Source organism: Leucobacter chromiireducens subsp. chromiireducens (assembly GCF_016758255.1).
Taxonomy (GTDB): domain Bacteria; phylum Actinomycetota; class Actinomycetes; order Actinomycetales; family Microbacteriaceae; genus Leucobacter; species Leucobacter chromiireducens.
Genome location: NZ_QYAD01000001.1, coordinates 149,389 through 174,381 on the forward strand (window position 1 = coordinate 149,389; position 24,993 = coordinate 174,381).

The window sequence follows — 24,993 nt, forward strand, 5'->3', positions numbered from 1 at the left end:
CGCAGGGCCGCTGCCCGGGCAATTCACGGCCTGCGCAGAGCGCTGCGGGGCGGCTTCTCGGCGGAGTGAGGCGGGCTAGAACCCGAGGCGGAGTCGGAGCTGGGTAAGGAGCTCTGCGGCGCCCCGCTCAACCTGCTCCAGCACGCCGTCGAAGGCGGCCTGGTCGTCGTAGTACGGGTCGAAGACATCCGGGTCCGCAGGGGAGGAGGGGTCGAAATCCGTGAAGAGCACCACCCGCGCGGGATCTGCGCCGCGCGCCAGGAGTGCGTCACGGTGCCCGCGGGCGAGCGCGACGAGCAGCTCGTCGCCGGCAATCTCGGCGTCTGACACCTGCGAGGCGCGGTGCGCGGAGCCGTCAAACCCGCGCGCCGCCAGCGCGGTGACCGTGCGTGGGTCAGCGGGTTTGCCCGTGTGCCACGCCTCGGTGCCGCTTGAGCGCACTGAGAACCGCGAGGCGATCCCCGCGCGCTCGGTGAGCTCCTGGAACACAACCTCGGCCATGGGGGAGCGGCAGATGTTGCCAGTGCAGACGAAGTTCACGTGGAAGGGAGCGCTCATGCCCCCAGTCTGCCCGAGATACCCACGGCTACGGGCCGTGGGTGCTAGCGGCCGCGCTTCTTCTTCGTGCCGAGCAGGCTGTTCATGAAGCCCGAGAGGAGCGAAAGGACGAGCGCGCCGAGCACGCCCCACCAGAAACTCTCGACTGCGAGCCCGAAGCCCGCGAGCCCCGAGATCCACGCGACAACCGCGATCATGATGCCGTTGACGATCAGGCCGAACAGCCCGAAGGTGATGATGTAGAGCGGGATCGAGACGAAGCGCACGATGCGGCCGAGCGTGCCGTTGACGAGGCCGAACAGCAGCGCGACAAGCAGCAGCGTGATGAGGTGGCCGTACTCGCCCGCCTCGATTGGCTTGATCCACACACCGTGGTCGCCGCTCCCACCGACGATGAGCGTGGTGAGCCACAGCGCGAAAGCGCTGACGAGAATTCGAATGATGGCGCGCATGCGTCCATTCTCGCACCGTGATCTGGGCGTCGCAGGAAAAACGTCGCCCAGACCAGGGTGCTTGTTCGTGACTAACCGAGCAGCGCGCGGATCCGCTCAGCGATCTCGGGGGAGTGCTCGTGGTGCAGGTAGTGATCGCCAGGAATGAGGACAACCTCGCCGTGGTCCACGGCGGCCGCCTGCTCCTCGTGCAGGGTCTGCCAGCCCGCGACCTCGCCGTCGTCGCCCTCCGCGATGAGGAGCAGCACGGGAAGCGCTCGGGGGAAGGTCGTGCCCGAGGCGGCGCTGAAGTTCGCTCCCGCGAGCTCCGCCTCGCTGAAAAGCGCATCGTTCGTGCCGTTGCGCAGGGTGAGGATCCGGCTCTGCTCGCGCTGCTCGTCCGTGTAGGACAGCCCCTCGAGCGGGTCCGGGCTGGCCGCATCAAGCTGACGAGTGAGACCGAGCACGCTCAGCGTGCGCATGAGGCCAACGGGCAGCTCCACAGCTGCGCCGGGCTGGTCAGGCACGCTGCTGTCGATCCCCACGAACGCGGTGACCTCATCGGGGAAGCGGTTCGCGTACTCCAGCGAGTACACGCCGGAAATCGAGTGGGCAACCAGGGCGTAGCGGTCGATCCCGAGCTGGGTGAGCGCCGCGTGCACTTCTTCAACGTAGGCCTCGCTCGTGCGCGGCACGTCCGTGTCATCGCTCAGGCCGGAGCCAAACGGCTCGACGACCACGACGCGGAAGTCGTGCTCGAGCTCCGCGACGAGCGGCGCAAAGTCGATCCCGGGCGCCGCGGTGCCAAAACCGGGGAGCAACACGAGTGTCTCCTCGCCCGAGCCGCTCACCACAACGTTCAGTGCGCGGCCGTCGACCTCCACGCGCTCCCCGTACGGCACGAGGCGTGCAGCCTCGTTCGCACTCGCGACAGCGTTTCCGATGGCCGTGCCGCCGAGCGTCAGCACGATGGCGCTGACGAGCACGAGCAGGGTACGGAGGATGATCTTGCGGGCGGTGCGCACGGGAGCTCCAAGCGATGGTGGGTGAGTTTGAAGCCCCGCGTGTGGCGGGGATGATTCCAGTCTCGCGGGCGCGCAGGAACCCCAACAGTGAAGCCGTGTCACGAAACGGAGTGACGAATGTCACTTCCGGCACCCCTGGCGTATCCCGCTCCAGAGATACCCGATCGATACACTGGCACCCATGAGCGACAACGCCCAGCCGCCGGTCCGGTTCCGCGCCGATGTGCTCGCAGTCCCCGCCTATCGGCAGGGGGCCGCGCCCACGAAGCCCGGGTTCAAGCTGTCGAGCAACGAGAATCCTTTCCCCCCGCTCCCCGGGATCGCTGAGGCGATGGCCTCCCGCGGAGACGTGAACCGCTACGCCGCCGCGGGGATGCCCGAACTGCGCGCCGAGATTGGCGCTGAGTTCGGCGTCGGTGCTGAGCACGTGCACCTGGCAGCCGGGTCCGTCGCGATCCTCTTCCAGCTCGTGCACGCCGCTGCCGCTGCCGGCGACTCCTACCTCTACGCCTGGCCGAGCTTCGAGGCGTATCCCTCGCTCGGCCTGGCCTCGGGTGCTGAGCCCATTGGCGTGCCCCTCACCGCGAGCGCCGAACACGACCTCGATGCGATGGCCGAAGCCATCACCGAAGGCACCCGTGTGATCCTGCTGTGCAGCCCGAACAACCCCACAGGGCCGGCGCTGCGCCGCGCAGACTTCGAACGCTTCATGGCACGCGTGCCCGCCGACACCCTCGTAGTGCTCGACGAGGCCTACCGTGAGTTCGTTACCGACCCGGAGGCCGTCCGCGGCGAGGACGTGCTCGCGCAGCACCCCAACCTCGTGGTGTTGCGCACGTTCTCGAAGGCCTACGGGCTTGCGGGGCTGCGCATCGGCTACGGCGTGGGCGATCCCGCCATCTTCCGTGCGGCAGCGAGCGTTGCGATCCCGCTCTCCGTGACCGGAATTGCGGAGAGCGCCGCACGCGCCTCCCTTACTCCCGAGGCTCGCGCTGAGCTCGCCGAGCGCGTCGCCGTGCTCGTGGAGCGTCGCGACCGGCTCGCGGCCGCGCTGCGCGAACTCGGCATCGCCGTGCCCGATGCGCAGGGCAACTACATCTGGATCCCGGAGACGAGTGCCGGCGGGGGAGTTCCCGACGCGCTCGCGCTCGCCGCAGACTTTGCGGAGGCCGGCACTCTCGTGCGCCCATTCGCGGGCCGCGGTGTGCGGATCTCCGTCGGCGAGGAGGAGAGCCTTCCCGTCGTTATCGACCTGGTGCGAGCACACCTCGCACGGCAAGGAGGAGACGCGTGACTGACACCGTACTCACCATGAATCACCAGGACCCGGAGCCCATTCGCTTCCTCGACGATGCGGGGAACTATGCCCCGTCGGCGACGGCCGCCGAGTACGCGGCGGAGCTCGAGGGTGTGGGCGTCGCAGAATTCCAGCAGTGGTACCGCGACATGGTCTCCACGCGCGCCTTTGACATCGAGTGCACGCACCTCCAGCGGCAGGGCCAGCTCGCACTGTGGGTGCCGAGCATCGGCCAGGAGGGCTGCCAGGCCGGGATCGGCCGCGCCGCCGAGCCGCAGGACCACATCTTCCCCGCGTACCGCGAGCACACGATCGCGCACATCCGCGGGGTGTCTCGCGTGGATCTCGCCGCGCAGTTCCGCGGCCTCACGCACGGCGGCTGGGACGTGACCGACCCCGCGCACGGCAACTTCCACCTGTACAGCCTCGTGCTGGGCACCCAGACGCAGCACGCCACGGGCTACGCGCTCGGCCAGGTGCTCGACGCGAAGCGGGCCGCCGGCAACACCGCGCTCGACGCGGGCGAGGCGGGCACCGCGACTGGCGAAGCGACGCTCGTGTTCTACGGCGATGGCACCACGAGCCAGGGCGACGCGAACGAGTCGATGATCTTCGCCGCGAGCTACCAGACACCCGAGGTGTTTGTCGTGCAGAACAACCGCTGGGCCATTTCGGTGCCCGTGGCACGGCAGTCGCGCACGCCGCTCTACCGCCGCGCGCTCGGCTTCGGCATCCGCGCCGTGCAGATCGACGGCAACGACCCGCTCGCCGCGTATGCGGTGGCACGCCGCTTCCTGCGCCTGGCGCGCTCGGGCGAGGGCCCCGGCTACATCGAGGCACTGACCTACCGGATCGGCGCGCACACGACGAGCGACGATCCCACGCGCTACCGCGAGGAGGAAGAGCTCGCCCGGTGGGAGGAACGCGATCCCGTTGCGCGCCTCGAGACGCACCTGCGCGCGCTCGGCGTGGGAGACGACTTCTTCGCGGAGGTGCGCGAGACCGCGGACCGCGAGGCGAAGATCGCGCGCGACGCGATTCTGCAGCTGCCCACGCCGACCGCTGATTCGATGTTTGCGCACGTCTACTCGGAGGAGCACCCGCGCATCGAGGAACAGCGGGCATGGCTTGCCCGCTACGAGGCCTCGTTCGAGAACCAGGAGGGGGTGGGCGCATGAGCACCGACACCACGAACACCGCGGCTGAGAGCCCCGTGCAGACGCTGAGCGAGCGGAGCACGCTGCCCATCGCCCGTGCCATCAACGAGGGCCTGCGCGCCGCGATGGCCGCAGACGAGAGCGTCATCCTGATGGGCGAGGATATCGGCCCGCTCGGCGGCGTCTTCCGCGTCACGGACAAGCTGCAGGCTGATTTCGGCTCCGCCCGCGTGCTCGACACCCCGCTCGCGGAGGCCGGCATCGTCGGCAGCGCGATCGGACTCGCGATGCGTGGCTACCGCCCCGTCGTCGAGATCCAGTTTGACGGCTTCATCTTCCCCGCGTTCAACCAGATTGTCACGCAGCTCGCGAAGCTCACCAACCGCCACGACGGCGCGATCTCGATGCCCGTGGTGATCCGCGTGCCCTATGGCGGGCACATCGGCGCTGTCGAGCACCACCAGGAGAGCCCCGAGGCGTACTTCGCCCACACCCCCGGTCTTCGCGTGGTGGCGCCGTCCACCGCGAACGACGCGTACTGGATGATCCAGCAGGCGATCCAGTCTCCCGACCCTGTGCTCTTCTTCGAGCCGAAGGCGAAGTACTGGCAGAAGGGCGAGGTTGATCCCGCCGCGCCGGCCGCCGCGCTGCACCAGAGCCGGGTGGCTCGCGCGGGCACCGACTGCACCCTTGTCGGTCACGGCGCGATGGTCACGACGCTGCTGCAGGCCGCCGAGATCGCCGATGCTGAGGGCACGAGCCTCGAGGTGATCGACCTGCGCAGCATCTCGCCCATCGACTACGCCCCGCTGGTCGCGTCCGTGCGCAAGACGGGTCGCCTTGTCGTCGCCCAGGAGGCGCAGGGCGGCGCGAGCGTGGGCAGCGAGATCGCCGCACACGTCTCAGAGCACGCGTTCACGGCGCTGCAGGCACCAGTTCTGCGTGTGTCTGGGTACGATGTTCCCTTCCCCCCGGCCCACCTTGAAGGCCTCTACCTCCCGGACGCGGATCGCGTGCTCGAGGCGGTCGACCGGGCCATGCACTACTAACCCCTCGGAGGATTCGCTATGAGTGAGATGTCCTTTCCCCTGCCGGACGTTGGCGAGGGGCTGACCGAGGCCGAGATCGTCACCTGGAAGGTGGCGCCCGGCGACTCGGTTGAGCTCAACCAGGTGATCTGCGAGATCGAGACCGCGAAGTCGATCGTCGAGCTGCCCTCGCCGTTCGTCGGCACGGTCACCGAGCTGCTCGCACAGCCGGGGCAGACGGTGCCGGTGGGCGACCCAATCATGCGCGTTTCGACCGGTGGCGACGCCGTAGATGACGCGGGATCGGGATCCGCGAACGCTGGCGCCACTTCGGCGAGCGCCGACGAGGCACGTGACATCGTCGCCGACGCCGCGGCAAGCGTGGAGCACGAGGACGCCGGCGGCGCGGTACTCGTCGGCTACGGCACCGCCGGGGCCGCGAAGTCCCGTCGTCGTCGTGGCGGTGAGCCGCTGCTCCCCACGCCCGGTGCCGTGCCCGCCGCGGTCGCCGCTGCTGGCACGGCGCCGGGCGCGGTGCTCGCGAAGCCGCCGATCAGGAAGCTCGCGAAGGATCTGGGTGTCACGCTCGCCGAGGTGAGCGGCACCGGCCCCGCCGGCGAGGTGCTGCGCTCGGACGTCGAGCGGCACGCGGGGCAGGCGCGCCTCTTCCGCAACCTCGAGACCCCCGAGCCGGCGGAGGAGCGCGAGGAGCGCATCCCGCTGAAGGGCATGCGCAAGCAGATCGCGAAGGCGATGGTGACGAGCGCGTTCGAGGCGCCGCACGTGAGCGTGTTCACCGACGTCGATGCAACGCGCACGATGGAGTTCGTGAAGCGCCTGAAGACCTCGTCTGGCTTCGCGGGCGTGAAGGTGTCGCCGCTGCTGATCTTCGCAAAGGCGATGCTGTGGGCGATCCGCCGGAACCCGGAGATCAACTCGACCTTCACGGAGACCGAGATCATCCGTCGCAACTTCGTGAACCTGGGCATTGCTGCAGCCACGCCGCGCGGCCTCGTCGTGCCGAACATCAAGGATGCGCAGGATCTCAGTCTGCTCGACCTCGCGAAGGCGATCGAGCAGCTGACTCTCACCGCGCGTGAGGGTCGCACGACACCCGCCGACATGGCCGAGGGCACGATTACCATCACGAACATTGGCGTGTTCGGCATGGACTTCGGCACCCCGATCCTGAACCCGGGTGAGTGCGCCATCCTCGCGATGGGCACGATCCGTGAGAAGCCGTGGGTGGTTGACGGCGAGGTGCGGCCCCGCATGGTCACCACCGTGGGCGGCTCGTTCGATCACCGCATCGTCGATGGCGATGTGATCTCGCGCTTTGTTGCCGATGTTGCGTCGGTGCTCGAGGAGCCCGCGCTGCTGCTCGACTAACGCAGGACGGCGACCCGCTCTCCGCGCAAGGCGACGACGGGGCGAGTGCGACCGAGTTCCACGAGGAACCTGATTGCACTCGCCCCGTCGCTGTCTGCGGGTGTCGCGCCGCTACGGGTGCTGGTCATCCTCGCCGTGGGAGACCGGCTCGAGCTGCAGTGTGACGTGCTCCGTGTCGAAGTGCTCGTGGAGGCACGCCCGCAGCTCATCGAGGATGGCGTGGTAGCCGCGCTCGCTCCAGGCGGAGTCGGAGACGGTCACGTGCGCGGAGAACGCGGGCACGCCCGAGGTGATGGTCCACGCATGCACATCGTGTACCTCGGAGACGCCGGGCACGGCGAGCATGTGTTCGCGGGCCTCATCGACGTCGATGTTCTTCGGGGAAGCCTCGAGCAGCACGTTGACCACCTCGCGCAGCAGGCTGATCGCGCGCGGAATGATGAGCACGGCGATGAGAATCGAGGCGATCGGGTCGATCATCTCCCAACCGGTCAGCATGATCACAATCGCCGCGATCACCACGGCCACAGAGCCGAGCAGATCACCGAGCACCTCGAGGTACGCCCCGCGCACGTTGAGGCTCTCCTTCTGGCCCGACTGCAACACGAGCAGGGAGACGAGGTTGGCGACGCCACCGATCACGGCGGCGATCAGCATCGGGGTCGACTGAATCTCAACCTCGGAGCCGAAGCGGGAGATCGCCTGCACAAAGATGACCACCGCGATGACGCCGAGCACGATGCCGTTCACGAGGGCCGCGAGGACCTCGACGCGCAGATACCCGAAGGTGCGCTTTGAGGTGGCGGGGAGCGTGGCAATCAGGCTGGCAATCAGCGCGATCGCCACGCCGGTCGCATCGGTGAGCATGTGCCCGGCATCCGCGAGCAGCGCGAGCGAGTTCGAGATGAACGCGCCGATGAGCTGGATGAAGAACACGCTCAGTGTGATCGAGAGGGCGATGATGAGTCGCTTGCGGTGCTTTCCGGTGGCGGTTGTCGCGCCCTGCAGCCCGTGGTCGTGGCTGTGGCCGCCGCCCCCGCCCCCGTCTGCCTGTTCGGGGCGCTCGGGATGCCCCGCGCTGAAGTCGGCGTCGCAGTCGGGAACGCGTGCCTGCTCATCGCTCATGGTGGTGACCATATCAATCTCTCCTCGCTCGTGCCCCTGCGGAGGGGCCTCTGTCCGGGTCTTGGGTGGTGATGGGGGCGGGGCCGCGCGCGGGCGAGCCACCCCCAGCGCCGGGTCGGGCTCCTAGCGGGCCACGCTGCGGAAGCGGCGCAGGCGGAGGCTGTTGCCCACCACGAACACGCTCGAGAACGCCATCGCGGCGCCCGCAATCATCGGGTTCAGCAAGCCGAGGGCGGCGAGCGGGATCGCTGCCACGTTGTACGCGAACGCCCAGAACAGATTGCCCTTGATGGTGCTGAGCGTGCGACGCGAGAGCCGGATCGCGTCGGCCGCGCTGCGGAGGTCGCCGCGCACCAGGGTGATATCGGCAGCCTCAATCGCCGCATCGGTGCCGGTTCCCATGGCGAGGCCGAGATCAGCCTGCGCGAGTGCCGCCGCGTCGTTCACGCCGTCGCCCACCATGGCCACCACGCGGCCCGCTGCCTGGAGTCGCTGCACCACCTCGACCTTGTCGCCGGGCAGCACCTCGGCGTGCACTTCGGTGATGCCCACGCTCGCTGCCACCTGTTCGGCGACGGTGCGGTTGTCTCCGGTCAGAAGGATCGGCGTGAGGCCCAGCTTCGTGAGCTCGCGAATCGCCTCGGCGCTCGTGGGCTTCACGGTGTCGGCCACGGCGACCACGCCGCGTGCCGCGCCGTCCCAGGCGGCAAACACGACCGTGTGGCCGGTGCCCTCGAGGCGGTCGCGCTCGGTAAGCAGCTCGGGCCCGGGAGCTACGCCCCAGTCGGCGAGCAGGGCCGCACGGCCCACGATCACCGGGGTGTCGTCGACGGCGCCGGTGACGCCGTGGCCGGCGGTGTTGCGGAAGTCGCTCACCTCGGGAAGTTCACCCAGCTCGGCGGCTGCGCCCCGCGCAATGGCCTGCGCGATGGGGTGCTCGGAGGCCGCTTCGACGGCGCCCACTCGGCGCAGCAGATCGGCGTGCTCGGTGCCGGGGGCGGCCACGACCTCGGCGAGCGACATGCGCCCGCTCGTCACGGTGCCGGTCTTGTCGAGCAGGATCGTGTCGACGCGGCGGGTCGATTCGAGGATCTCCGGTCCCTTGATCAGGATCCCGAGCTGCGCGCCGCGGCCGGTCCCCACGAGCAGCGCGGTGGGGGTTGCGAGCCCGAGGGCGCAGGGGCAGGCGATGATGAGTACGGCGACGGCGGCGGTGAATGCGCTCGCCGCCCCGTGTCCGAGGGCCAGCCAGGTGATGAGTGTCGCGATCGCGATGACAATGACGATCGGCACGAAGATGCCGGAGACCCGGTCGGCGAGGCGCTGCACTTCTGCCTTGCCCGACTGCGCGTCCTCCACCATCTGCGCCATCTGTGCGAGCTGGGTATCGGCGCCCACGCGGGTGGCGCGCACCACGATGCGGCCGCTCGTGGAGACCGTGCCGCCGGTCACCGGGTCGCCCGAGGTGGCCTCCACGGGGACCGACTCGCCGGTGAGGAGGGAGGCGTCAATGGCGGTCGCGCCCTCGACGATCACGCCGTCGGTTGCGAGCTTCTCGCCCGGGCGCACAACGAAGTGGTCGCCCACGCGCAGTTCCTCGACCGGGATCCGGGTTTCGGCGCCATCGCGCAGCACGGCGACGTCCTTCGCGCCGAGCTCGAGCAGCGCACGCAGCGCTGATCCCGCCTGGCGCTTGGAGCGCTTCTCGAAGTACCGGCCCGCGAGCAGGAACATGGTGACGCCGGCGGCAACTTCGAGGTAGATGTTGTTTGCCCCATCGTGGGGGCTGATGGTCAGCTCGAAGGCGTGCGTCATCCCCTTCTCGCCCGCGGTGCCGAAGAAGAGCGCGTAGAGCGACCAGAAGAAGGCAGCGAGCGTGCCGACGGACACGAGCGTGTCCATGGTGGCGGCGCCGTGCTTCAGGTTGATCCAGGCCGCGCGGTGGAAGGGCCAGGCGGCCCACACGATCACGGGTGCGGTGAGGGTCAGCACGGCCCACTGCCAGTAGTCGAACTGGAGTGCCGGGATCATCGAGATGAGAATCACGGGGACCGAAAGCCAGATCGAGCCGATGAGGCGCTGGCGCAGGCTTGTCAGCTCGGGATCCTGGCTGTCTGCTCCAGCAGCGTTGTCCGGCTGTGCCGCGCCGGGGGCTGCGGGCGGCGGCGGAATCTCAGCGGTGTAGCCGGTCTTTTCGACCTCAGCGATGAGCAGCTGCGGGTCATACCCCTCGGGGGCATGCACGCGCGCTTTCTCGGTGGCGTAGTTGACCGTCGCCTCGATGCCGTCGAGGCGGTTGAGTTTGCGTTCGATGCGGTTTGCGCATGAGGCGCAGGTCATGCCGCCGATTTCGAGTTCGTAGCTGGTCGTGCTCACTGCCGACAGCTCCTTCCGTGCTGTGTTGCTGATCCTGCTGCCCGCTGGTGCCCGTCCCGCGCCCCCTCCCGGATTCGGGTCACTTTGTGCGGGTGTTGCCCGGAACCCCACTGCGACACCCGCACAAAGTGACCCGAATCCGGGGAACGGTGGGGCTTGGGGGCGGGCTGTGGGGCGGTGGGCCGTGCGAGGGAGTGTGGTGGGCGGGAGGGGGAGGGCTAGGCGCGCGTAGCGGCGTAGCCGGCCTCGGTGACGGCGGCGGTGATCGCGTCGTCGCTCACGGTGCCGTCGGTCTCAACACTCAGTGCGCCGGTCTTCGAGCTGACCTCGACGCCGGTGACGCCGGAGATTGCTTCGACCTCTTCGCGCACGGACATCTCGCAGTGGCCGCAGGTCATGCCCGTGACGGTGAACTCGGCGGTGGTGCTGGTGCTCATGGGGAACTCCTTTTCGTTGGGGACACCCCGAGACTATACCCCCCTAGGGTATCCCGCAAGCGAGATTATGGGCGAGTTCTCGCGCGGCGATCGCGCCGCTACCCGTGAGTCGCGGGCGCAGCTGGCGAGGCGGCGGTGAGCTGGGCGGCAAGCTGCAGCAGTACTTCCTCAGAGCCGGCGCGGCCGATCAGCTGCACGCCGAACGAGTGCCCCGCGGGTGTGGTGAGGATGGGGACCGCGATTGCCGGCAGCCCCGCCACATTGACCATCGAGGTGAAGGGGGCCCACTCGCACTGCAGGCGGTAGTCGTCGTCGGGGTGCAGCGCGGTGAACGCGCCGATCCTCGGGGGTGCCATGGCAAGCCCCGGCGTGAGCACAATGTCGTACGTCCCCCACTGCGCACGCGCATCGGCGGCGAACGCGCGGAGCCGGCTGCCTGCCGCGAGGTGATCCTCGCGCGGGCGGGCGAGTGCGCGTTCGCGGAAGAGTTTTGTGAGGGGCATCAGCCGCTCGTCGGCGCCGGGCGCGAGTTCAAGGAGCGAGAGGCCGGCCGTCCACCCCGCGCTGAACGCGTGCGGGTAGTGGGGGTCGTAGCGGATGTCTGCGTCCTCGACCCGATGGCCGAGCCCTACGAGCAGCTCCGCCGCGCGGGCGTGCGCTGCGCGCGCCTCCGGGGCAAGGGGCACGGCGTGCGCGGACTCGAACGGAGAATCACCCGAGAAGCCGATCCGCAGCCCGCGCAGCTCCTCCGACCGCGCGACTGCGGCGACCGCCGGTTCGCCGGGGGCGCCCCGCATGGCGTCGAACAGGAGGGCCGCGTCGCTCACGGTGCGGGCGAGTGGCCCGCTCACCGTTAGGCGTGGCGCGCCGAACTCGTCGAGCGGGCCCCGCAGGAGGTCGGTGGGGACGGCGCCCAGTCCGGGCTTCAGGCCGATGATCCCGCAGGCGAGCGCCGGGATCCGAATTGAGCCGCCGCCGTCGCTTCCTGGAGCTACAGGAAGGAGGCCTGCCGCGACCGCCGCCGCGCTGCCGCCTGACGAGCCGCCCGCGGTTCGCTCGCGGTCAAGCGGATTCCGGGCGGGAGGCGCGATGTGGTTCTCGGAGTAGCCCGTGAGGCCAAACTCGGGCACCTGCGTCTTTCCGAGCGCGAGGGCGCCCGCGCGGCGCAGCACCCCGACCCCGGGGCTATCTGCAGCCGCCTGCGCGTGCGGCACGGCCGCGCTGCCGTGTGTGGTGGGAAGGCCCGCCACATCGGTGAGGTCCTTGTGGGCGAGCGGGAGTCCATGCAGGGCGGGAAGCGCGTGCCGCTCGTCTCGCGGGGTGTGCGCCCAGCGCTCGTCGGCGGCCGCGGCATCGCTGAGCGCGTGCTCCGCGGCGAGTGACACGAATGCGCCGAGCGCTGTGGCGCCCTCGATCCGTGCGAGTGCGGCGCTCGTGGCCTCGCGCGCTGAGATCTCTCCCGAGCGCACTGCCGCACGAAGCTCGAGTGCGGTGGCTGGCAGATCGGGTGCGGGGGTGCTCACTCCTCCACCCTACGCTCGGGGCTATTCCGTGGGCCCGGGCGCCTCGGTGTCGTCTTGAGGGAACATGGCCTCCCAGTAGGCATCGAATTCAGCTTCGGTTGCAAAGTAGCGAAGCTTGTGGCGGTAGCCGCCCGCGTCGGACGGGGAGCGCTGCGCCCAGAGAATGTAGTACCAGTCTTCGTCGGCGGCGTGGGTGCCGCAGCTGAAGCCTTCCTGGCGGTTTGGTTCGACGTCAGGCTCGGAGCCCGAGGTACACATGACGCCCCCGCCGTCGATGTCGATGATGCCCGTCTGCAGCTCGCCCGCCTCTGTGTCGGCCGCGTAGAAGAAGCCGTCATCGGGAGTGCGCTCGAGCAGCATGAGTGACTCGGGTACCGCCGGGTCGGCATCGCCGAACTGGCGCTCGACGAGGTTCGTGCGCGCGGTCTCCCATTCGTCGGGCTGCACCGACCAGCTGCCGCTCGCGTTCAGCGGGAAGAGTGTGGCAAGTGTCACCGCGCCGGCGATCGCGGCGACCATAGCCAGGGTGGGGGCGACGCGGCGGTGGGTGCTCATGCACTCAGCCTAGGGGTTCGCGGGAGCGCGCTTCTTCCCTCGCGCGAGTGGCGCCGCTACGCCCCGGGAAGCGGCGCGATCACTGGCCTGGGGAGCCCGGGATGGCTGCCCAGGTAGGCGTCGAGCGCCTCCTCGCTGGGAAACGTGAGGAGCTCGTGCCGGAAGCCGTTCGCCGAGGTGGGGTCGGCGGCGGCCCACGTGTACAGGTGCGGCGCGGTGGGGCCGGCCCACGTGGCGCAGCCCACGCCGTGCGCGCTGGGCGTGGCGTCTGGTGCGGTGCACTGCACGCCCGTGCCGTTGGCTGCCGTGATGCCGATCACCGTGCGGCCGGCCTGCGTCACCGCGGCGAAGAAGAAACCGTCCCCAGGGGTGCGCTCAAGCAGCGTGATCGACTCGGGGGTGACGGGATCGAACTCGGGCAGCGCGGCCCAGCCGGCCACGAGGGCACTCCGCGCAGGCTCCCACTCCGCGGCCGCGCGCGCAGAGGCTGAGAGGTTTGCCGGGAGGATGGTCGCGACAGCGACCACCGCCGCAATGCCCACGGTCGCGGCGAACGCGGTGGCGACGCGGCGTGGGGAGTAGGACGAAGCGGACATGTGCCCAGCTTAGGTGCGCCGTGGGTGGGTCGCCAGGCGCTGTTGCGAATGATTCTCACGAGGGGTTATAGTGATAGTCGTTCTCATTTAGAAAGATGCTCATGACGCTTCACTCCCGCGGCGCTCGCCGCGCACCCCAGCACCTCCTGCGCGCCGGCGCCGCGCTCGCCGCAGTCGCCGCGCTGACGCTTGCCGGTTGCTCCGCCGACCACGGTGGCGACGCGAGTGCGAACCCGGACGCGCTGCGTGTGGTGGCCACCACCACCCAGCTCACCGACTTTGCGCACGAGATCGGCGGGGAAGACATCGCGCTCACGGGTCTGCTCGCACCCGGCGGATCCGCGCATCACTTCGACCCGACGCCCGCAGACCTGCTCGCGCTCGGCCAGGCTGATGTGCTGATCGTCAACGGGGCCGGCCTCGAGGCGTTCATCGACGACGCGATCGACGCCTCCGGCTTCTCAGGCGAGGTCGTCACCGCGAGCGACGGGATCGACATCGCGGAGGCCACGGCGATCACAGCGGAGGGCGAGGCCGAGGCCGCGGGCGCAGAGCCGACGGACCATGCTGACCACGACCATGCGACCGAAGATGCTGCCGCACACGACGAGCACGACGATCATGATCACGCCGATCACGATCACGCTGACGAGGCGCACGGCGATGATGAACATGACCACGATCACGGCGCCACGAACCCGCACCTGTGGACCTCGCCGCGCTACGCCGCACAGATGGCCGCGCACATCGGCACAGAGCTCGCGCGGATCGATCCCGAGCATGCAGCTGACTATCAGACCCGCAGCGCTGCGTATGGCGAACAGCTGAGCGCACTCGACGTGTGGGCCGCCGCCCAGTTCGCCGCCGTGCCCGCGCAGGATCGCGTGCTCGTCACCGGGCACGATTCGCTCCGCTACTACCTCCACGACTACAGCATCGCTTTCGCGGGCTCGATCCTGCCGAGCTTCGAGGACAATGCCGAGCCGAGCGCCGCTGATATCGACGCGCTCGTCGCTCGAATCACCGAACGCCACGTGCCGGCGATCTTCGTTGAGTCGTCAATGAGCCCGAAGCTGGCGCGCACGATTGCGAAGGAGGCGGGTGTCACCGTGGTCGACGCGGACTCCCTCTACGCCGACTCGCTCGGCGCGCCGGGGAGCGGCGCCGACACGTACGTCACCGCGACCATCCATAACACGCGCCTCATCCTGGAAGCGTGGGGAGCGAAGGTCGCCCCGCTTCCGAGTACGCTGCAGTGATGACCGCCGCGCTCACACTCGACCAGGCCGCGTTTGGGTACGCGGGCACCACCCGGGTAGAGGGACTCACGCTCGCGCTTCCCGAGGGCGCAGCCCTCGCGCTGATCGGGCCGAACGGCTCGGGGAAGTCGACGCTGCTCCGCGGCATTCTCGGGCTCGCTGAGCGCACCGCGGGCACCGTCCAGGTGCTCGGCACCGCGCCGGATCGCGCCCGCGCCCGCGTGGGTTCGCTGCCGCAGGCGGACACGCGAGACACCACGCTCCCCGTCACGCTTCGCCAGGTCGTCACGATGGGGCTGTACCGCTCGCGCGGGGCACTGCGCCCGATCGGCGCGACCGGCCGTGCGGCAGTGACCGCCGCGCTCACCCGCGTTGGGCTTGCAGAATTTGCCCACCGCCGCTTCGGTGAACTCTCCGGCGGACAGCAGCAGCGCGGCATCCTCGCGCGGGCGCTTGTCTCCGATCCGCAGCTCTTGCTGCTCGATGAGCCCTTCAACGGTCTCGACCGCGAAAACCGCGAGGTGTTGCTTGCGCTCGTGGCCGAGTTGCGCGCGGAGGGCCGCACCATCATCGTCTCGACGCATGACCTCGAGATCGCGCGCGAGGCCTGCTCGCACGTGTTGCTCCTCGCGAGCGGGCACGAGCCGAACCAGCCTGGTCACCCCGCGGGGTACGGGCCGCTCGCCGAGGCGCTCACGCTCGACGCGGTGCAGCACGCCTTCCACGACGCCACCGTTGAGCTCGATCACCACACGGTCACCACGACGCGGGAAACCGGGGAGTGATGGACGCTGTCCTGACCCAGGCCTTCCTCGCCCACAACCCCGTCGAGGTGTTCGCGCTGCCGTTCATGTGGCGCGCGCTCGTCACCGTGGTGATCCTCGCGGTCGCCGCGGGCATCGTGGGGCTCTTCATTAGCTTTCGCGAACTTGAATTCGTGAGCGATGGGCTGGTGCACGCGGTCTTCCCGGGCCTCGTGATTGGCGCTGCGCTCGGCGGTACGGCCGGCGTGCTCCCGGGCGCCGTGGTGGCCGCGGTGCTTGCCGCTGTGCTGTTCACCGTGCTCGAGCACCGGGGCGGGGTGACCGCCGACGCTGCGATCGCAGTCGTGCTCACCGGCCTCTTCAGCCTCGGCATTGTGCTCGTCTCCCGGCAGGAGGGCTACGTCTCGCAGCTCCAGGAGCTGCTCTTTGGCCGACTCCTCACGGTGACCGAATCGCAGCTCTGGCAGATCCTGCTGGTCGCGCTCGCCGCGATCCTGGTGGTGCTGCTGACGTGGCGTGCACAGCTCTTCCGCGCGTTCGACGCAGCGGGCGCCGAGGCAGCTGGCTTCCGCCCGCTCGCCGCCGACATCGCGCTCGGCGTTGCCGTCGCACTGCTCGTGGTTGCAGGTGTGCAGGCGCTCGGCGTACTTATGGTGCTCGCACTCCTCATGATCCCAATGGCCACCGCCCGCCTCATCACACGCGGCTTCGCGCTGCTCATCCCGCTCGCGATCATCGTGCCGCTCGTCGCGGGCGTGGCTGGCCTGTGGCTGTCGTTCGAGTGGTCGGTCGGCGCGGGCGCGACGGTGTCGCCCGGCGCGCTCGTCGTGCTGCTGCTGGTCGCGGCCTACGGCGTCGCAGCGCTCGTGCGCTGGGCGCGGAGCCGGGCCGCAGCGGGCCGGATCCCGCTCGAGAAACAACAACCAGCAGATCGGGATCAGGGGGTGCGCGCATGAGCTACTTCGCCCTCGCCGCCCTTGAACTCACGCTCCTCGGCCTCCTCGCCGGCCTCGCCGGGGCGCTCATCGTGCTGCGCCGGCGCTCGTTCTTCGCGGTTGCGCTGAGCCACGCCACGTTCCCAGGCGGCGTCGTGTTCGCGATCGCGGGCTGGAACCTGCTGCTCGGGCAGGCGCTCTTCGCGCTCGTGCTCGTGCTGCTCATGACGCTGCTCGGCCGGCTGCCCGGACAGGGACGGCAGGTGACGAGCGGCGTGGTGCTGTCGTTCGGGTTCGCGCTCGGCACGCTGCTCACCAGCCTGAACCCCGGGCTCGGCATTCCGGTTGAGGCGCTGCTGGTCGGCTCGCCGCTCAGTGTGTCGGTGGGCGACGTGATCGCCACCGCGGCCGTGCTCGTCGCGGTGGCCGCCGTGCTCGCGCTCACGGGCCGCCGGATTCTGTTCCACACCTTCGACCCCGTTGGCTTCACCGCGGCCGGGTTCCGCGCGTGGCCGATCGAGCTCGCCGTGACGGGCGTCATCGCTGCGGCGGTTGTGGTGGCGATGCCCGCGGTGGGCGCCATTCTCGGTGTCGCCGTGCTCATCGGACCCGCCGCCGCAGCACGGGCGCTCACGGACCGGATTGGCTGGATCCCACCCCTCGCCGCACTCATCGGGGTTGCGGGCGGCTTGGCCGGCCTGTGGGTGTCCCGCGAGCTCGGCATTGCAGCGGGCGGTGCCGTGGGGCTCGCCATTACCGCGCTCTTCCTTGTCGCGGTGCTGGTGCGGAGCGTACGCGCTGCGGCGGCCTCACGACGCGAGCGGGCCAAGCGAACCGACCACGCGGGCGAGAAGTTCGCTACGGTGGGGGCGTGACCGGAACGGAGGTGCGCGACATGCAGCCCAAGCGCAACACCTGGCAGCGCGAGGCGGTGCGGGCAACGCTCGCCGAAGCGCACGGTTTCGTGAGCGCGCAGCAGCTGCACCAGTCGCTGCGCGATTCGGGCTCGACGATCGGGCTCGCCACCGTCTACCGCAACCTCGCTGGGCTCGTGGAGACGGGCGAGGCCGACTCGCTGCAGTCGCCCGAGGGCGAGAACCTGTTCCGCTCCTGCGCCACGCAGGGGCACCACCACCACCTCATCTGCCGCAGCTGCGGTGACACCCGCGAGCTCTCGGCCACTGTGGTCGAGGAGTGGACGAAGCGGGTGGGCGCCGAGCACGGCTTCACCGAGATTGAGCACGTCGTCGACCTCTTTGGCCTCTGCGAGCGCTGCCGCGCCGCTGGGAAGTAGCGCGGAGACACCGCGGGGCGGGCAGGGATTCCCTGCCCGCCCCGCGGTCGTTCCCCCGGCGAGCGCCGGGGGCTGAGCCCTATTCGGTGGGTCCGGTGGGCTCGGTGAACTCCGTCGGCTCCTCCGGAGTGCGGCCTCGCTTCGCGGCGCGTTCGGCTCGGCGAGCGCTCTTCGCGTCACGCTTCGCCGCCTTCGCCTGGGCCCGCGCCTCGCGCTTGTCTGCGGCGAAGCTCTCCTGCGCCTCGCGCGCCTCGTCTGCCTCGCTCGCGATCGTTGCGGGGTCGATGCCCGCGAGCTTCGCCTCACGGCGGTCACGACGCACCTCACGCTTCGCGAGCTTCTTCTCGCGGCGGCGCTCCACCAGCGTGTAGAGGATCGGCACCAGGATCAGTGTGAGCAGCGTCGAGGAGACCAGTCCGCCGATCACCACAATGGCGAGCGGCTTCGAGATGAACACGCCGCCGCCCGTGAGGCCGAGCGACATCGGGATCAGCGCGAAGATCGTCGCCGCGGCCGTCATGAGGATCGGGCGCAGGCGGAGGCGCGTCCCGTGCTCCACGGCCTCGTCGAGGCTCGCGCCGGCCTCACGGAGTCGGTTCACGAGGTCCATGAGCACGATTGCGTTCGTCACCACGATGCCGATCAGCATCAGCAGACCGATGAGCGCGGGGAGGCCGAGCGGAGTGCCCGTGATGAGCAGCCCGAGGATCGCGCCGGTCGCCGCGAACGGGATCGACACGAGCAGCACGAACGGTCCGCGGAAGCTGCGGAACGTGGCCACCATGACGAGCAGCACGAGCATGATCGCGCCGAGCATCGCGGCACCCAGCTGCGTGAAGGCCTCATCCTGCTCGGCGCTCACGCCACCGAGTTCGAAGCTCACGCCCGCGGGCAGCTCAGTCTTCGCAATCGCGCGGTCGATCGCCGCGGTGGCCGCGTCGAGCTGCCCCTTCTTCGGGTCGACCGTCAGGGTGACCTGGCGCTCGCCGTCGGCACGGGTGATCACGGGTGCCGTGAGCTCCTCGGTCACCGTTGCGATCGCGCTGAGCGGCAGCGACGTGCCGGTGACCTCGGTCGCGGCCTTCTGTTCGGCCTCGGCGGCCTGCTGCTCGGCGAGCTGCGTGGCCGCCTGCTCGCGGGCCTCGCGAAGGCTGACGAGCTGCTGGTCCATGCCCTCGATGCCGCTCTGTGCACCGGCGATCGCGCCCTGGATGGCGGCCAGCTGCTCCGCGCGCTCCTGCTGGGCGCGCACGGCGGCGTCCTCTCCCGGGGTGCGGGGCTTCTCGGGCACGATGGGCGCGGCGGAGAGCTGCGCGAGCTGCGCGTTCAGCTCACCCAGCTGCGCAACGAGCTCGCCGCGCTGGGCTGCAGCCTCGTTGATCTGGGTGGTGAGCTCGGCATCCGCCTTGAGTCGCGCATCCTCGGCCTCGGCCTCGGCCTTCTCCTGCAGCGCATCAGCCGCGGCCTTCTGCGCCTGCGCGGTCTGCTGGGGCGTGACGGGCAGCTTGATCTCGCCGACCTTCTCTGCAGTGCGCTCAGCCCCCGGGGTGCGCACGACGATGTCGCGCTCGCGCCCCTCGAGCATGATCTGGCCAACGCGCTGGCCCTCCAGCGCCTCCTGCACGGCACGTGCCACCGATGCGGGATCGAAGCCCAGCTGTGCGGCCTTCGCCTCGTCGAGCGCGACGCGCACGATTGGCTGCTCGCCCGCGAGCTCGCTGCGCACGGACTGCACGCCGCGCTCGCCCGAAAGCTGCTTCTCCAGCAGATCGCTGGCCGCGCGGAGCGCCGCCGGGTCGTTGCCGCGGATCTGCAGGGCAATGCCGGAGCCGCCGGAGCCACCCACGAACGCGTCCTGGGTGAGCACCTGCACCTCGCCCACGTCCGCGAGCTTCTCCATGGCCGCCTGCGCGGCGTCGCTCACCGCCTGTGCGTCTGCACCGTCCGCGAGCTGCACGTCGTAGGAGATCGTTGCGGGGCCATTCGCCTGGCCCACCGGGATCGACGTCATGACATCGCGCACACCGTCGAGCTTGCCGAGGGCCTGATCGACCGGCTCGGCTGCGGCGACGAGATCGCCATCCTCCGAGGTTGGCGGGGTCTGGACGAGCTGGAGGCTCTCGTTGCCCGAGGAACCGAGGAAGTCGGTGGGGATCATCGTGCTCATCGCGAGCGTGCCCACCAGGATGAGGCTCGAGGCAACGAGCGTGATCGCCGGGTGGCGGCGGGTGGCGCCGAGCGCGGGCATGATCGCGCGCTGCAGCCGATCCGGCGCGGTGTGAATCTCGTCAAGATCGGAGGCGTGCCCGTCGACCGCGTCAGCGCGCACACCGGTTTGCCCCTGCGCCGCGTGCACGGTTGCGGGAAGCGCGGTGGTCGGGGCCTCGCTTGCCGGCAGCTCCGGGAGCTCTGGCAGCACGGCGGTGTCGTCGGCAGGCGTTCCAGCCACAGACTCGACCGACGCTGCTGCCTTCGCGGCCCGCCGCTCCTTGCCACGCATGAACCAGAAGGCGAGCACGGGCACGATGGTGAGCGCTACGAAGAGCGACGCGAGCAGTGCAATTGTCACCGTGATGGCGAAGGGGCGGAACAGCTGGCCCGCCATGCCCGAGACGAACGCGATGGGCAGGAAGACCGCCACTGTGGTGAGCGTCGACGCCGTGATGGCGCCCGCAACCTGCTTCACCGAGGCCACTACGCCCTCGATGGTCAGCTGGCCCGAGCCGCGCCGACGCGAAATGTTCTCGATCACCACGATCGAGTCGTCGACCACACGCCCGATCGCAATGGTGAGCGCACCCAGGGTGAGGATGTTCAGGGTGTTGCCGCTCCACCACAGCCCAATGAGGGTGATGAGCAGCGAGAGCGGGATCGAGACCGCGGCGATCAGCGTCGAGCGCCACGAGCCGAGGAACGCGAGGATGACGAGCACGGCGAAGAGCAGGCCGAGCCCACCCTCAACCGAAAGGTCGTGGATCGACTGCTCGATGAAGGGAGCCTGGTCGAAGATGGTCACGAACTCGGCGTGCAGGCCCGGGGCCAGCCGCTCGAGCTCAGCGTTCACGCCGTGCGAGATCTCCACAACGTTCGCGCCCTGACCCGGGGAGACCTGCAGGGTGAGCGCTGGCTTGCCGTTGACGCGCGAGATCGTGTCTGCGGGCAGCGTCTCGGTCTTCACATCGGCGAAGTCGGAGATCTTCACCACGCGGTCCTCGGCCTGGATGGGGAGGGCCGCGATCTCGTCCACCGTCGTGAGCGCGGAGCCCACCGTCACCGAGAGCGGGCCCTCGGGGGACTCAGCCTGGCCGGCGGGCAGCGCGGCGCCGTGCGCCTCGAGCGTGGGGGCGATCGAGGCGGGGTCCACCTTCAGGCGCGCAACGTCGGCGGCGCGCAGATCGATCATGATCCGCTGCTCCTCGCGGCCGGAGAGCGTCACCTTCTGCACCCCGTCGACGCCCTGCAGCGCCGGCACCACGGTCTGCGCGAGCGCGTCGCCGAACTTCGCGGGATCCTGATCCGATCCTGCGCTCAGCATCATGGCCGGCATGTCATCGGCGCCCCCGGAGAACACGGTGACCTCGGTTCCCTGCGGGAACGCCGGCTTCATTGCGTCCGCTGCGGCGCGGATCTTCGCGAGAGTCTCGTCATCACTGCCAAACGGCCACTCGACCATGATGTCTGCGGAACCGCTCGACGTGGTTGAGGACACCTTCGTCACCCCGGGCACCGCACTCAGCGCCTGCTCGGTCGGTTCAGTGACCGTTCGCGACAGCTCCTCTGGCGCGAGGCCGGGGGACTGCACGGAGACGAACGCCATCGGCACCTGCATCGAGGGCATGAGCTCTTGTTTGAGCGCGCCCATCGAGAAGATGCCGAGCACCGCAACCGCGAGGGTCGCGAGGCCGACGATCAGCCGGTTTCTGAGGCTGGTGCGGGTGAGGAAGGACATGTGGCCTTTCGGGGTGCGGCCTCAGCGCGGCGGATACCGCACGCTTCGGCCGCACGTGGGGCCGAGCTCGGCCGCACGAGGCAGGACAGAACGGTCGAGAATTCCACTCTTTCGGAAGTGGTGTCCACCGCGCATCGTCCCCTGGTACGACACAGGTCATCCCTGGGGATGAGTTCGCGCCCGTCCCGGTGCTCCCATCGCGCCCGCTGGCGCGATCCCTACGCGGCGCGTGAGGTGTCGCTGCGCGGGTGCACCCACACCCAGTCGCCGTACTTCGCGAAGCGGCCATCGCCGCTCGAGCGCCCCGTGAGTCGGCGCTGAATCCAGGGCACCACGTGTTCACGGGTGTAGCGCAGCTGATCCCGCGTTGAGGGTGCGCCCACTGGGGCGGCGTCGATCACCCAGTCGGCCGGTGGCTGCGTGTCGAGCGCGCGCAGCACGTTGGCCGCGACCCGGTGGTGGCCCACCGGCGCGAGGTGCAGCCGGTCGTGCGACCAGTACTGGCGTCCCGTGAGTTCGGCGTCGTTCCAGTTGTCCGCAAAGCGGATCCCGAGCTGCTTCGCGATCGCGCCGGCGGCCGCGGTGAGTTCGTTCCCCTTCGTGCGGACGCGCCCGCCGCCGGGCAGGCCTCCCGTTGGGTTCGCCCCGGCCAGCAGGAGTGGCTCGATGCCCGCGTCTTGGATGCGGCGCAGCGCGGTCTCCGTCTCCTGCGCAATCCACGCGAGGTCCGTGCCGGGGCGCAGCATATCGTTGCCGCCGCCGTTGAAGCTCACGAGCGTGGGGCGCAGCGCGATCGCGGGATCGAGTTGCTCGGCGATGATGGGGCCGAGCAGGCGGCCGCGGATCGCAAGGTTCGCGTACTGCACCGGCTGCCCACTCGCGTCGGCGAGCCCCTGTGCCACGAGATCGGCCCAGCCTCGCACCGAACCGTCGGGCTGTTCGTCGCCGACGCCCTCGGTGAAGCTGTCGCCGATCGCGACGTAGCGGATCGCTGCCTGCTGCTCGTGCTCGTTCACGCTGTCAGCCTACGCCCGCGCGGAACCGGGTGGGGCCCTGTCGGGGCAGAACTGGTGGTGACGTGCAGCGGAAGCAGTGGTGCACACACCGGAACCCGGGGGAGGCGTGCGAGGATGGGGCGATGGAGTGGTCGGGGCAACGTGTGTTTGGGGCGGGCGCGGGAGCGCTGCTCGGCGTCATGCTGGGCCTCATCCTGCTCTCCGCCTCCCGCGGCACACCGCTCGCGATCATTATTGCGGGGCTCGTCCTCGTGGTGCTCGTGGTGAACCTGATCGTGTCCGAGCGCATGGTCAGCCGGGTCATCACGCTCGCAGCGCAGCGCACGCAGCTCATCGCAACGGGGTACGCCCCCGGCGAGCCCGCACCGGCACGCGTGCACCGCGTGTTTGGCCGCGCCGCGGGCGAGGTCGCAACGATGGTGTGGCCGGGTGCGCAAGAGCCCGCGCGTCTCGCGATTCTGCACGTGCTGCCACAGAACGCGCCGCCGCGGAGCGTGTACGCGCTCCTGCCGATGCGCTACGGCATCGAAAAGGGTGCCGCTGCCGCGGTGGTGCTTGATCCCGCGTACCCGGACATCGCGATCCTTGACGACCGCGTGCCCCTCGACACGCTGCGCGCGATCGCGGCTGATGGGCGCTGGGCGACCGTGCGGGTGCCGTCGATGTTCGTGCGCCAGGGCGGCCCGGCAACGGTAGTCGCGTGCGTTGCCGGCCTCCTCGGTGTGCTGCTGTTCGGCCTCGTCTTCGGTTAGCCCCACGCGCTCGCGGTGGCGGCGTGCCCAATCGTGCCGACACGCCCGGCTTGCGTCGGGTCGCTCGGTCGCGTAAGCTTTCCCCTTGGCTGTGCGCCGTCCCAGTGCATAGACCGCGCGGGTGTCCTCGCCCGTGCTCGACTCAGGTTGAGCGCGAGAGGCGGCCCGTGCAGACAAGAAATCTTGGGTGAGGCCGTCCGGTCTCACGGTATGAGAGGAAACATCATGGCAGCAGTGTGCCAGGTGACCGGAGCCGTTCCCGGCTTTGGACACAACATTTCGCACTCGCACCGTCGCACCAAGCGTCGGTTCGATCCGAACATCCAGAAGAAGACCTACTTCGTGCCCTCACTCGGCCGCAAGGTGACGCTCACCCTGTCGGTCAAGGGCATCAAGGTGATCGATGCTCGTGGCATCGAGTCCGTCGTTGCTGATCTGCAGAAGCGTGGGGTGAAGCTCTAATGGCTAAGGATAAGGACGTACGTCCGATCATCAAGCTCCGTTCGACGGCAGGCACCGGGTTCACGTACGTGACGAAGAAGAACCGCCGCAACACCCCCGACCGCCTCGTGCTCAAGAAGTACGACCCGGTGGTTCGCAAGCACGTTGATTTCCGAGAGGAGCGCTAAGCATGGCTAAGAAGAGCATGATCGCCAAGAACAAGCAGCGTCAGGCCATCGTCGCGCGCTACGCCGAGAAGCGTCTCGAGCTGAAGAAGGCCCTCGTGGACCCGAACGGCACCGACGAGAGCCGCGAGGCCGCTCGCGTGGGCCTGCAGAAGCTTCCCCGCAACGCTTCGCCCGTTCGCGTGCGCAGCCGTGACGTCATCGACGGCCGTCCCCGTGGCGTCCTCACGAAGTACGGTGTTTCCCGTGTTCGCTTCCGCGACATGGCGCACCGTGGCGAGCTGCCCGGCATCACCAAGTCGAGCTGGTAAGCCAGTACCGCAACACTGAAGCGGGCGTGGATCCTCAGGGATCTACGCCCGCTTTTGTATGTGAATCGACACGCCAGACTGAAAAAACCCTGCCCAGATCCGCGGAAACCCGCCGATCTGGGGTAGATTCGTAGCGATCAACCGATCGGACCCTCCAAATCGGTGGGACACCTGAACCAGATCAGGGGCTCGGCCACTTGGTGTCGTCGCCCTGGAAGGACACAACATGGCACTCAACAAGACCGAGCTTGTCGCAAAGATCGCCGCTGAGACCGGCCAGAGCCAGGCCGCCGTTTCCAGCGTGATCGACGGGCTGTTCGCCGCTGTCTCCGAGACCGTTGCCGGTGGCGACAAGGTTTCGATCCCCGGCTGGATCTCGTTCGAGACCGCGACCACCGCTGCACGCACCGGCCGCAACCCCCGCACGGGCGAGACCATCGACATCCCCGCTGGCAAGCGCGTCAAGGTGTCGGTCGGCTCGAAGCTGAAGGCTGCCGTGAAGTAACTCAGGCTTCCTGGAAAACGCCCCCGCCGAATTTCGGCGGGGGCGTTTTCGTGTATGCCGCCGGAAAACGAGGAGGGTGCGGACG

General features: G+C 69.4%; 25 protein-coding genes. 14 read left to right on the forward strand and 11 right to left on the reverse strand.

The features are described from left to right. Positions 1 to 75: 75 nt before the first annotated feature. The 3 genes from D3226_RS00730 to D3226_RS00740 all read right to left on the reverse strand — a co-directional run bounded on the left by D3226_RS00730 (position 76) and on the right by D3226_RS00740 (position 2,014). Positions 76 to 558: a low molecular weight protein-tyrosine-phosphatase gene (locus tag D3226_RS00730; protein ID WP_202380530.1), complete on the reverse strand. Its 483-nt coding sequence runs from the start codon at positions 556 to 558 to the stop codon at positions 76 to 78. A gap of 44 nt (positions 559 to 602) precedes the next feature. Beyond that, a complete protein-coding gene (locus D3226_RS00735; RefSeq protein WP_202380531.1) occupies positions 603 to 1,010 on the reverse strand; it encodes a phage holin family protein in 408 nt (135 codons plus the stop codon). Between the two features lie 71 nt (positions 1,011 to 1,081). Next, positions 1,082 to 2,014, reverse strand: a complete 933-nt coding sequence (locus D3226_RS00740; RefSeq protein WP_202380532.1) for an alpha/beta fold hydrolase — start codon at positions 2,012 to 2,014, stop codon at positions 1,082 to 1,084. 181 nt (positions 2,015 to 2,195) lie between these two features. Between D3226_RS00740 and D3226_RS00745 the strand changes: the two genes are divergently transcribed. From D3226_RS00745 to D3226_RS00760, 4 genes are read left to right on the forward strand one after another with little or no spacing between them, the layout of a single operon-like run. Continuing rightward, complete coding sequence (locus D3226_RS00745; RefSeq protein WP_202380533.1) at positions 2,196 to 3,308, forward strand: histidinol-phosphate transaminase; 1,113 nt, start codon at positions 2,196 to 2,198, stop codon at positions 3,306 to 3,308. Positions 3,309 to 3,325: 17 nt separating this feature from the next. After that, positions 3,326 to 4,489 carry a thiamine pyrophosphate-dependent enzyme gene (locus D3226_RS00750; protein ID WP_202381466.1) on the forward strand — a complete coding sequence of 388 codons (1,164 nt, stop codon included), beginning with the start codon at positions 3,326 to 3,328 and terminating at the stop codon, positions 4,487 to 4,489. Next, positions 4,486 to 5,517: an alpha-ketoacid dehydrogenase subunit beta gene (locus tag D3226_RS00755; protein ID WP_202380534.1), complete on the forward strand. Its 1,032-nt coding sequence runs from the start codon at positions 4,486 to 4,488 to the stop codon at positions 5,515 to 5,517. The genes D3226_RS00750 and D3226_RS00755 overlap by 4 nt, the downstream gene beginning before the upstream one ends. A gap of 18 nt (positions 5,518 to 5,535) precedes the next feature. Next, positions 5,536 to 6,885 (forward strand): dihydrolipoamide acetyltransferase family protein, encoded by a 1,350-nt coding sequence (locus D3226_RS00760; RefSeq protein ID WP_202380535.1) that lies wholly within the window; start codon positions 5,536 to 5,538, stop codon positions 6,883 to 6,885. A gap of 111 nt (positions 6,886 to 6,996) precedes the next feature. On the opposite strand, the gene D3226_RS00765 is transcribed toward D3226_RS00760, so the two are convergent. The 6 genes from D3226_RS00765 to D3226_RS00790 form a co-directional block, all read right to left on the reverse strand. Further along, positions 6,997 to 8,022 (reverse strand): cation diffusion facilitator family transporter, encoded by a 1,026-nt coding sequence (locus D3226_RS00765; RefSeq protein WP_237462165.1) that lies wholly within the window; start codon positions 8,020 to 8,022, stop codon positions 6,997 to 6,999. 111 nt (positions 8,023 to 8,133) lie between these two features. Further along, positions 8,134 to 10,386: a heavy metal translocating P-type ATPase gene (locus D3226_RS00770; protein ID WP_337248856.1), complete on the reverse strand. Its 2,253-nt coding sequence runs from the start codon at positions 10,384 to 10,386 to the stop codon at positions 8,134 to 8,136. A 218-nt stretch (positions 10,387 to 10,604) separates the two neighbouring features. Then, positions 10,605 to 10,823: a heavy-metal-associated domain-containing protein gene (locus D3226_RS00775; protein WP_202380536.1), complete on the reverse strand. Its 219-nt coding sequence runs from the start codon at positions 10,821 to 10,823 to the stop codon at positions 10,605 to 10,607. Positions 10,824 to 10,921: 98 nt separating this feature from the next. Then, complete coding sequence (locus D3226_RS00780; RefSeq protein ID WP_202380537.1) at positions 10,922 to 12,346, reverse strand: amidase family protein; 1,425 nt, start codon at positions 12,344 to 12,346, stop codon at positions 10,922 to 10,924. Between the two features lie 21 nt (positions 12,347 to 12,367). After that, entirely contained in the window at positions 12,368 to 12,901 is a 534-nt protein-coding gene (locus D3226_RS00785; protein WP_202380538.1) for a hypothetical protein, read from the reverse strand. 56 nt (positions 12,902 to 12,957) lie between these two features. Continuing rightward, positions 12,958 to 13,497 carry a hypothetical protein gene (locus D3226_RS00790; RefSeq protein WP_202380539.1) on the reverse strand — a complete coding sequence of 180 codons (540 nt, stop codon included), beginning with the start codon at positions 13,495 to 13,497 and terminating at the stop codon, positions 12,958 to 12,960. Between the two features lie 101 nt (positions 13,498 to 13,598). Here D3226_RS00790 and D3226_RS00795 point away from each other — a divergent pair, with 101 nt between their 5' ends. From D3226_RS00795 to D3226_RS00815, 5 genes are read left to right on the forward strand one after another with little or no spacing between them, the layout of a single operon-like run. Beyond that, positions 13,599 to 14,756, forward strand: coding sequence for a metal ABC transporter substrate-binding protein (locus tag D3226_RS00795; RefSeq protein WP_202380540.1), 1,158 nt, complete (start codon positions 13,599 to 13,601; stop codon positions 14,754 to 14,756). Further along, positions 14,756 to 15,541, forward strand: coding sequence for a metal ABC transporter ATP-binding protein (locus tag D3226_RS00800; protein ID WP_202380541.1), 786 nt, complete (start codon positions 14,756 to 14,758; stop codon positions 15,539 to 15,541). Before D3226_RS00795 ends, D3226_RS00800 begins: the two co-directional genes overlap by 1 nt. Continuing rightward, positions 15,541 to 16,476, forward strand: coding sequence for a metal ABC transporter permease (locus D3226_RS00805; RefSeq protein ID WP_202380542.1), 936 nt, complete (start codon positions 15,541 to 15,543; stop codon positions 16,474 to 16,476). Before D3226_RS00800 ends, D3226_RS00805 begins: the two co-directional genes overlap by 1 nt. After that, positions 16,473 to 17,330 (forward strand): metal ABC transporter permease, encoded by an 858-nt coding sequence (locus D3226_RS00810; RefSeq protein WP_202380543.1) that lies wholly within the window; start codon positions 16,473 to 16,475, stop codon positions 17,328 to 17,330. The genes D3226_RS00805 and D3226_RS00810 overlap by 4 nt, the downstream gene beginning before the upstream one ends. A 20-nt stretch (positions 17,331 to 17,350) precedes the next feature. Further along, positions 17,351 to 17,749: a Fur family transcriptional regulator gene (locus D3226_RS00815; RefSeq protein ID WP_202381469.1), complete on the forward strand. Its 399-nt coding sequence runs from the start codon at positions 17,351 to 17,353 to the stop codon at positions 17,747 to 17,749. 79 nt (positions 17,750 to 17,828) lie between these two features. Here the strand turns inward: D3226_RS00815 and D3226_RS00820 are convergent, their stop codons facing one another. After that, on the reverse strand, positions 17,829 to 21,698 hold the full coding sequence (locus tag D3226_RS00820) for an efflux RND transporter permease subunit (protein WP_202380544.1): 3,870 nt from the start codon (positions 21,696 to 21,698) through the stop codon (positions 17,829 to 17,831). Between the two features lie 218 nt (positions 21,699 to 21,916). After that, on the reverse strand, positions 21,917 to 22,714 hold the full coding sequence (locus D3226_RS00825) for a GDSL-type esterase/lipase family protein (protein ID WP_202380545.1): 798 nt from the start codon (positions 22,712 to 22,714) through the stop codon (positions 21,917 to 21,919). A 122-nt stretch (positions 22,715 to 22,836) separates the two neighbouring features. Between D3226_RS00825 and D3226_RS00830 the strand changes: the two genes are divergently transcribed. The 5 genes from D3226_RS00830 (at position 22,837) to D3226_RS00850 (ending at position 24,908) form a co-directional block, all read left to right on the forward strand. After that, positions 22,837 to 23,466 carry a hypothetical protein gene (locus tag D3226_RS00830; RefSeq protein ID WP_202380546.1) on the forward strand — a complete coding sequence of 210 codons (630 nt, stop codon included), beginning with the start codon at positions 22,837 to 22,839 and terminating at the stop codon, positions 23,464 to 23,466. 225 nt (positions 23,467 to 23,691) lie between these two features. Beyond that, positions 23,692 to 23,928, forward strand: coding sequence for a 50S ribosomal protein L28 (gene rpmB / locus D3226_RS00835; protein ID WP_202380547.1), 237 nt, complete (start codon positions 23,692 to 23,694; stop codon positions 23,926 to 23,928). After that, positions 23,928 to 24,095, forward strand: a complete 168-nt coding sequence (gene rpmG, locus D3226_RS00840) for a 50S ribosomal protein L33 (protein ID WP_025134216.1) — start codon at positions 23,928 to 23,930, stop codon at positions 24,093 to 24,095. The genes rpmB and rpmG overlap by 1 nt, the downstream gene beginning before the upstream one ends. A gap of 2 nt (positions 24,096 to 24,097) precedes the next feature. Next, positions 24,098 to 24,403 (forward strand): 30S ribosomal protein S14, encoded by a 306-nt coding sequence (gene rpsN / locus D3226_RS00845; protein ID WP_025134217.1) that lies wholly within the window; start codon positions 24,098 to 24,100, stop codon positions 24,401 to 24,403. A gap of 226 nt (positions 24,404 to 24,629) precedes the next feature. Further along, positions 24,630 to 24,908 carry an HU family DNA-binding protein gene (locus D3226_RS00850; protein ID WP_105805591.1) on the forward strand — a complete coding sequence of 93 codons (279 nt, stop codon included), beginning with the start codon at positions 24,630 to 24,632 and terminating at the stop codon, positions 24,906 to 24,908. The last annotated feature ends 85 nt before the right edge of the window (positions 24,909 to 24,993 follow it).

Bases quoted from the DNA above. Each gene is read 5' to 3' on its own strand.
- D3226_RS00795 (WP_202380540.1), top strand. From the start codon at position 13,599: ATGACGCTTCACTCCCGCGGCGCTCGCCGCGCACCCCAGCACCTCCTG.
- D3226_RS00735 (WP_202380531.1), bottom strand. From the start codon at position 1,010: ATGCGCGCCATCATTCGAATTCTCGTCAGCGCTTTCGCGCTGTGGCTC.
- D3226_RS00785 (WP_202380538.1), bottom strand. From the start codon at position 12,901: ATGAGCACCCACCGCCGCGTCGCCCCCACCCTGGCTATGGTCGCCGCG.
- D3226_RS00815 (WP_202381469.1), top strand. From the start codon at position 17,351: ATGCAGCCCAAGCGCAACACCTGGCAGCGCGAGGCGGTGCGGGCAACG.
- D3226_RS00810 (WP_202380543.1), top strand. From the start codon at position 16,473: ATGAGCTACTTCGCCCTCGCCGCCCTTGAACTCACGCTCCTCGGCCTC.
- rpmG (WP_025134216.1), top strand. From the start codon at position 23,928: ATGGCTAAGGATAAGGACGTACGTCCGATCATCAAGCTCCGTTCGACG.
- D3226_RS00800 (WP_202380541.1), top strand. From the start codon at position 14,756: ATGACCGCCGCGCTCACACTCGACCAGGCCGCGTTTGGGTACGCGGGC.
- D3226_RS00730 (WP_202380530.1), bottom strand. From the start codon at position 558: ATGAGCGCTCCCTTCCACGTGAACTTCGTCTGCACTGGCAACATCTGC.
- D3226_RS00765 (WP_237462165.1), bottom strand. From the start codon at position 8,022: ATGGTCACCACCATGAGCGATGAGCAGGCACGCGTTCCCGACTGCGAC.
- rpsN (WP_025134217.1), top strand. From the start codon at position 24,098: ATGGCTAAGAAGAGCATGATCGCCAAGAACAAGCAGCGTCAGGCCATC.
- D3226_RS00790 (WP_202380539.1), bottom strand. From the start codon at position 13,497: ATGTCCGCTTCGTCCTACTCCCCACGCCGCGTCGCCACCGCGTTCGCC.
- D3226_RS00850 (WP_105805591.1), top strand. From the start codon at position 24,630: ATGGCACTCAACAAGACCGAGCTTGTCGCAAAGATCGCCGCTGAGACC.
- D3226_RS00745 (WP_202380533.1), top strand. From the start codon at position 2,196: ATGAGCGACAACGCCCAGCCGCCGGTCCGGTTCCGCGCCGATGTGCTC.
- rpmB (WP_202380547.1), top strand. From the start codon at position 23,692: ATGGCAGCAGTGTGCCAGGTGACCGGAGCCGTTCCCGGCTTTGGACAC.
- D3226_RS00755 (WP_202380534.1), top strand. From the start codon at position 4,486: ATGAGCACCGACACCACGAACACCGCGGCTGAGAGCCCCGTGCAGACG.
- D3226_RS00760 (WP_202380535.1), top strand. From the start codon at position 5,536: ATGAGTGAGATGTCCTTTCCCCTGCCGGACGTTGGCGAGGGGCTGACC.
- D3226_RS00775 (WP_202380536.1), bottom strand. From the start codon at position 10,823: ATGAGCACCAGCACCACCGCCGAGTTCACCGTCACGGGCATGACCTGC.
- D3226_RS00820 (WP_202380544.1), bottom strand. From the start codon at position 21,698: ATGTCCTTCCTCACCCGCACCAGCCTCAGAAACCGGCTGATCGTCGGC.
- D3226_RS00805 (WP_202380542.1), top strand. From the start codon at position 15,541: ATGGACGCTGTCCTGACCCAGGCCTTCCTCGCCCACAACCCCGTCGAG.
- D3226_RS00750 (WP_202381466.1), top strand. From the start codon at position 3,326: ATGAATCACCAGGACCCGGAGCCCATTCGCTTCCTCGACGATGCGGGG.
- D3226_RS00830 (WP_202380546.1), top strand. From the start codon at position 22,837: ATGGAGTGGTCGGGGCAACGTGTGTTTGGGGCGGGCGCGGGAGCGCTG.